This is a genomic window from Variovorax defluvii (assembly GCF_039541515.1).
In the GTDB taxonomy this organism is placed as follows: domain Bacteria; phylum Pseudomonadota; class Gammaproteobacteria; order Burkholderiales; family Burkholderiaceae_C; genus Variovorax; species Variovorax defluvii.
Map to the genome: position 1 here is coordinate 1 of NZ_BAABGJ010000043.1, position 6,137 is coordinate 6,137.

General features: G+C 69.5%; 5 protein-coding genes. All 5 read left to right on the forward strand.

Features of this window, described 5'->3' with window-relative positions; all coding sequences use genetic code 11:
- The first annotated feature begins 337 nt into the window (after window positions 1–337).
- The 5 genes from ABEA07_RS16055 (at window position 338) to tssE (ending at window position 5,895) form a co-directional block, all read left to right on the forward strand.
- Window positions 338–2,197: a serine/threonine-protein kinase gene (locus ABEA07_RS16055; protein ID WP_345539062.1), complete on the forward strand. Its 1,860-nt coding sequence runs from the start codon at window positions 338–340 to the stop codon at window positions 2,195–2,197.
- Window positions 2,198–2,251: 54 nt separating this feature from the next.
- The gene (gene mltA, locus ABEA07_RS16060) at window positions 2,252–3,880 is read left to right on the forward strand and encodes a murein transglycosylase A (protein WP_345539063.1); all 1,629 of its coding nucleotides are present in this window, start codon (window positions 2,252–2,254) and stop codon (window positions 3,878–3,880) included.
- A gap of 103 nt (window positions 3,881–3,983) precedes the next feature.
- The gene (locus tag ABEA07_RS16065; RefSeq protein WP_345539065.1) at window positions 3,984–4,541 is read left to right on the forward strand and encodes a type VI secretion system tube protein Hcp; all 558 of its coding nucleotides are present in this window, start codon (window positions 3,984–3,986) and stop codon (window positions 4,539–4,541) included.
- Between the two features lie 9 nt (window positions 4,542–4,550).
- Window positions 4,551–5,381: a type VI secretion system accessory protein TagJ gene (locus tag ABEA07_RS16070; RefSeq protein ID WP_345539067.1), complete on the forward strand. Its 831-nt coding sequence runs from the start codon at window positions 4,551–4,553 to the stop codon at window positions 5,379–5,381.
- The gene (gene tssE / locus ABEA07_RS16075) at window positions 5,374–5,895 is read left to right on the forward strand and encodes a type VI secretion system baseplate subunit TssE (RefSeq protein WP_345539069.1); all 522 of its coding nucleotides are present in this window, start codon (window positions 5,374–5,376) and stop codon (window positions 5,893–5,895) included. Before ABEA07_RS16070 ends, tssE begins: the two co-directional genes overlap by 8 nt.
- Window positions 5,896–6,137: the final 242 nt, after the last annotated feature.

Below are 6,137 nucleotides of genomic sequence, written 5' to 3' on the forward strand. Positions count from 1 at the left end.
TTTCTTTGGTTACTTTCTTTGGCGAGACAAAGAAAGTAACTCGCCCGCCGGGGCGAATTCCCGGCTCCTGCGCCACACAACAAGCAAGGCCAAAACAAAGACCCAAGAGGCAAATTCAAGGCTCCTGCGCCACACAACAAGCAAGGCCAAAACAAAGACCCAAGAGGCAAATTCAAGGCTCCTGCGCCAAACAACAGGCAAGGCCAAAACAAAGGCCCAGGCGGCGATTTCCCGGCTCCTGCGCAACAACCAGCGCAGCGCCGAAACAAAGGCCGAGAACCCGCACCCCCTCCCAAAGTCAGATCAAGCAAGGCACAGCCTCACAGGAGGCGGCCCCATGACCGACCAACCCCGCCCCACCCCTTCGGACGACGACCCCACCCAGGTCATCACCACCCGCCCCGCCCCCTCCAGCGCGCAACAGGACGACGGCGCCACCGTCATCAACAGCGGCGCCCCCACCATCGCTCCCACCGCCGCCTCCCGGAGCGGCGCCAACACGCAGGCTGGCCTCCTCCCCATCGGCAGCCACCTGGCCGAATTCGAGGTCACGCGCATCGTCGGCCAGGGCGGCTTCGGCGTCGTCTACGAGGCCTGGGACCCGACCCTGGAGCGTGTCGTCGCCATCAAGGAATACCTCCCCAGCTCCCTCTCCACCCGCCAAGGCGATGGCACCGTCGTCCCCCTCTCCGAGCAGCACCGAGAAACCTTCGACCTCGGCATGCGCAGCTTCATCAACGAAGCCCGCCTGCTGGCCCAGTTCGACCACCCCTCGCTGCTGAAGGTCTACCGCTTCTGGCAGGAGCGCGGCACCACCTACATGGTGATGCCCTTCTACCGCGGCGACACCCTGCGCCAGGCCCTGCAGGCCAGGCAGGCGTCCGGTGGCGGCGTCGACGAAGGCTGGCTGCTGCGCATCATGGACGGCGTGACGCAGGCGCTCGCCGTGATGCATGCCGCCAACTGCTACCACCGCGACATCGCGCCGGACAACATCATCCTGCTCGAAGGCTCGGGCCGGCCGGTGGTGCTGGACTTCGGTGCCGCCCGGCGCGTGATCACCGACAAGACGCAGGCCATCACCGTCATCCTCAAGCCGGGCTACGCCCCCATCGAGCAGTACGCCGAGATGCCGGACATGTCGCAGGGCGCGTGGACCGACGTGTACGCGCTGGCCGCCGTGATGCACGTGGCCGTGTGCGGGCGCGCGCCGCCGCCGTCGGTGGCGCGGCTGCTGAACGACACCTACGCCCCGCTGGCCGGCAACGAAGCGCTGCGCCAGCGCTACAGCCCCGGCCTGCTGGCCGCGATCGACGCCGGCCTGGGCGTGCGGCCCGAGTCGCGCCCGCAGTCCATGGCCGCGCTGCGCGAGGCGCTCGGACTGGAGGGCGGGGCCACGGTGATCCGCCCAGTGCCCGCGACGCAGGCGGGCGGCGCGCGCACCGTCATGCCGCCCCCTCCGCCCGCCGCACCCGCGATGCAGTCCAAGGGCCAGGGCATGGTGATCGCGGCCGTGGCCTCGGTGGCCGTGCTCGCCGCCGCCGGCGGCTGGTGGTGGCTGCAGGGCCGCGGCGACGAGGGTGGCCGCAACGGCACTGCCACCGTCGCGCCCGCGCCCCCGCCCGCGGCGCAGGTCGCGCAGGCCCCCGCGCCGCCACCGCCACCCCCGCCTCCGCCGCCGCGGGCGCGCACGCCGGCCGAGTCGCTGCAGGCCCTGGCCGAAGGCGCCACGCCCGGCTTCGACGTGTCGGCCAGCCCCCGCAAGGCCGAGGTCACGGTCGGCAAGGACAAGCTGGGCTTCGAAGTGCGCAGCAAGCGCGAAGGCTTCGTCTACGTCTACCTGCTGTCCAGCGGCGGCGAGATGTTCCTGCTCTTCCCGAACCTGCTGGACAAGTACAACAAGATCGCCGCGGGCGCCAGCCTCGCGCTGCCGCGCGCCTCCTGGCCCATGGACGCGGGCGGCCCGCCCGGCGTGAACCAGTTCGCCGTGCTGGTCAGCGAGCACGAGCGCGACTTCAGCAGCTCCGGCATCCAGAGCGAGGGCGTGTTCCCGCAATTTCCCCTGCCGGTGCTGGCCGCGCTGGAGGCCGCGCGCGGCAGTGGGCCGGCACCGCTGCTGGGCAAGCCCGTGTGTCCGTCCGGCACGCCCTGCAAGGAAAGCTATGGCACCGCGTTCTTCAAGATCACGGAGAAGTAATCGTCATCAGAGCGTCGGGCCCGAAGCCCGATGCGTTCAGATCCGGAGCGCAGCATGAATCCCCTGATCGGCATCCCCTTCTCTTTCCTGCGCGGCCCCGCACGCTGGAGCGCAGCCGCGGCCGTGGCGGCCACGCTGGCGGCCTGCGCCACGGCCCCGGCGCCGGCCCCTGCACCCGCGACTGCATCGGCGCCGGTGAGGCCGGCGGCCGCGCCCGCACCGGCACCCGCGCCCGTGGCTGCCGCGCCCGAACCGGCGCCGGCGCGTCCGCCGAGCGCCAACGCCAGCATCGCGGGCCAGGCGCGCACCTTCTCGACCCAGCTCGCCACCTACACCGCGGTGGGCTTCGACGCCGTGCCGGGCTGGGGCCGGGACGATTTCTCCGAGAGCTGGCCGGCCTTCATGGGCAGCTGCAAGGTGCTGACAGGCCGCGGGACCGAGTGGCGCCAGATCTGCCAGCGCGCCGCCGCGGTGGATGCCACCAGCAATCCCGCCATCCGCAGCTTCTTCGAGCGCGAGTTCTCGGCCTACCAGATCCGCGACGACGACCGGCGGCCCGACGGCGTGGTCACCGGCTACTTCGAGCCCGAGATCGCCGGCAGCCGCACCTATGCGCCGCCCTACATCTACCCGGTGTACGGACAGCCCGAGGACATGCTCTTCGCCGATGCGCGCAAACTGCCGCGCGGCAACGGCGTGGTGGCCGCGCGCATCGTCGGCCGCAACGTGGAGGTGCAGCAGGGCCTGTCCACCCGCGACATGGGCGCACCGGGCCTGTACGCGCTGGACCTCTCCGGCATCACGCGCGACACGCTGGACCGCAAGGTGCGACTGCGCGTCGAAGGCCGGCGCCTGCTGCCTTACTACACGCGCGAGGAGATCGAGACCAAGGGCGCGCCCAATGCCCGCGTGCTGGCCTTCGTCAGCAGCGCCACCGCGCTCTACGAGATGCAGATCCAGGGCTCGGGCCGCATCCGCCTGCCCAACGGCGAGCTCATCCGCGTCGCCTATGCCGAGCAGAACGGCCAGCCTTTCCGTCCGACGCTCGCGCAGTCGTCCTCCGGAAAACCCCTCAGCCGCGTCAAGACCCGCGGCCTGGGCATCGAACTCGAACTCGACGACGGCGAGGACGAACCGGACGACGGCGCGGTGATCCGCACCCGGGGCTTCACCCTGGCCCTGCCGGCCGCCAGCGGCGCGGTGGTGGTCCCCGGCCGGCGCGCGACCAGCCCCGTGCTCGGCTCCGGCATCAAGGACCCGAGCTACGTCTTCTTCAAGGAGGCAGGCGGCGGTGCGAGCGGGCCGGTGGGCGCCTTCGGCGTGCCGCTGCAGGCCGGCCGCTCGATCGCGGTCGACCCGCGCAGCACGCCGCTGGGCTACCCCGTGTTCGTTTCCACCCGCGCGCCGGGCACCGGCTCGCCCATGCAGCGCCTCACCATCGCGCAGGACACCGGCGGCGCCATCCGCGGCGCGGTGCGGGCCGATTACTTTTTCGGCAACGGCCAGCAGGCCGCCGCACAGGCCCGGCGCATGAAGGAGCGCGGGCAGCTCTGGATCCTGCTGCCGCGCGGCCAGGCCGTGGCGGCGGCCGCGAGCTCCAGCATCCGCACCCGCGGCGCGGCGGTGGGCGCCGATCTGCCGCAATGCCTCGTCCCTGACGAGGGCACCTGCGTCGACGACTGACCATGCACGCCTGCGACCCGCCTGTCGATGCATCGCGATCGAGCCCGGAAACAGGGGCGAGGTCCTCATTCACTTGTTCATTCATTCATTCGAGGAGCTGCAGATGGCCTGGACGATCGACGGAACCCTGGACCCCGACGAGGCCCTGCGCCTGCTCGACCACATGACGGGCCCCAGCGACAACGACTTCGCCATGCTCATCGAGAACAAGGGCACCGTCATGGAGGGCGAGTCCAAGCGCGAATACGAGGACGGCAAGCAGCGCATGGACATTGCCGGCTACGCGTACCTTGCCGAGGTCAAGACACCGCCGGGTGCGAGCAAGGGCAAGGTGCGCAACCACCCCCTGATCGTCGTGCGCAACTGCGATGCGGCCACCGCCTCCATCGCCAGCCTGATGAAGAACCAGGACAGCGACATCAAGGTCCAGCTCTCGGTCTTCAAGGCCGGCGGCGATTCGTCGAAGGACATGCAGCCCACGCTCGAGATCGTGCTGGAGGGCGCGCGCGTCGACACCCATTCGATCCTGACCGGCGGCATGCCGCGGCGGCCTTGCGAAATCATCTTCTTCCACTACCGGAAGGTCGAGCTGCGCTCCGCGCCGCAGAAGGCCACGGGCCAGCGCGGCGCGGTCCGCAGCTGCGTGATGAACAACGACTGAAAGACTGCCATGACACGATCCGCCGAACTCCTGCAGGCCGCCGATCCGGCAGGCGCGCTCAAGGCGCTGAGCGATGAGGTTCGCGCCAGGCCGGGCGATGCGAAGCTGCGCGTCTTCATGGCCCAATTGCTGTGCGTGATGGGCCAGTGGGAGCGTGCGCTCAACCAGCTCGGCGTGGCTGCCGAACTCGATGCGCTCGCCGTTCCGATGAAGCAGGTCTACGGCGAGGCCATCCGCTGCGAGGGCCTGCGCGCCGAGGTGTTCGCCGGCAAGCGCACGCCGATGGTGTTCGGCCAACCGGAGGAGTGGCTCGCGCTCTTGATCGAATCGCTGCTGCGCCAGGGCACCGGCGATGCGGCGCTGGCCGAGGACCTGCGCGCACGCGCCTTCGATGCGGCGCCGGCCACGCCGGGCACGCTGGACGGAAAGCCTTTCGAATGGCTGGCCGATGCCGACATGCGGCTGGGCCCCGTGCTGGAGGCTTTCGTCAACGGGCGCTACTACTGGATTCCCTTCGCTCGCCTGGCCCACGTGAAGTTCGACCCGCCGGAAGACCTGCGCGATTGCGTGTGGCTGCCGGCGCACCTGCAGTTCGAGAACGGCGGCGAGACGCTGGCCTTGGTGCCCACGCGCTACGAGGGCTCGCAGGACTGCAGCGACGGCGCCCTGCAGCTGTCGCGCAAGACCGAGTGGCGCGAACTGCGGCCCGAGGTCTGGGCCGGCTGGGGCCAGCGCATGTTCAGCGGCGACGATGGGGAGGAGCACGCCATGCTGGACGTGCGCGAGATCCTCTTCTCCGAAGCGGCCGCGCGGGTGCCGGAGGAAGGCGCCGGTGGCTGAACAACAGGTCGCGCAGGAGCGCCTGCAGCCTTCGCTGCTCGACCGGCTCGTCGACGACGCGCCGCATGAACAGCGCGAAAGCGACGACAAGCGCACCCTCACGCGGCAGGCATTGCGACAGGCCATGCTGCGCGACCTGTCCTGGCTGCTCAACGCGACGGGGCACGGGCTGGCCTTCGACGACAAGCGTTATCCCAACGCGGCACGCTCGGTGCTCAATTACGGATTGCCTATGCTGTCCGGCCAGTTCACGTCGTCCGTTCAGCGTGTCAGCATGGAACAGGCTCTGAAGAACGCCATACTGCAGTTCGAGCCTCGCATCCTGCCTCGCACACTCGAAGTGGAACTCGTCATGGAAGGCTCGGCTCTCGACTCCCACAACCGCATCGGCCTCCAGATCCGGGGGCAGCTTTGGGCGCAGCCGGTGCCGCTGGAGTTCTTGATGCGCAGCAGGATTGATCTGGAGGAGGGGAGGGTCGAGATCGACGACGAGACGGTGCTTGGGCGGCGATGAGGACGTTGGACCTCTTGGGGGTGGCTGGCGTTGGCTTGCTAACTCTTTCTCTGGGAGGGGGTGAGGGCACTGGGCCTTTGGTTTTGCGTTGGTCTTTTTTTGGCTTGGACTTGGCGTTCGGGCCTTGGTTTTTGCCTTGCTCGTTGTTTGGCGCAGGAGCCGGGAATTCGCCCCGGCGGGCGAGTCACTTTCTTTGTCTCGCCAAAGAAAGTAACCAAAGAAAGGCGACCCCGCTGTGCGCG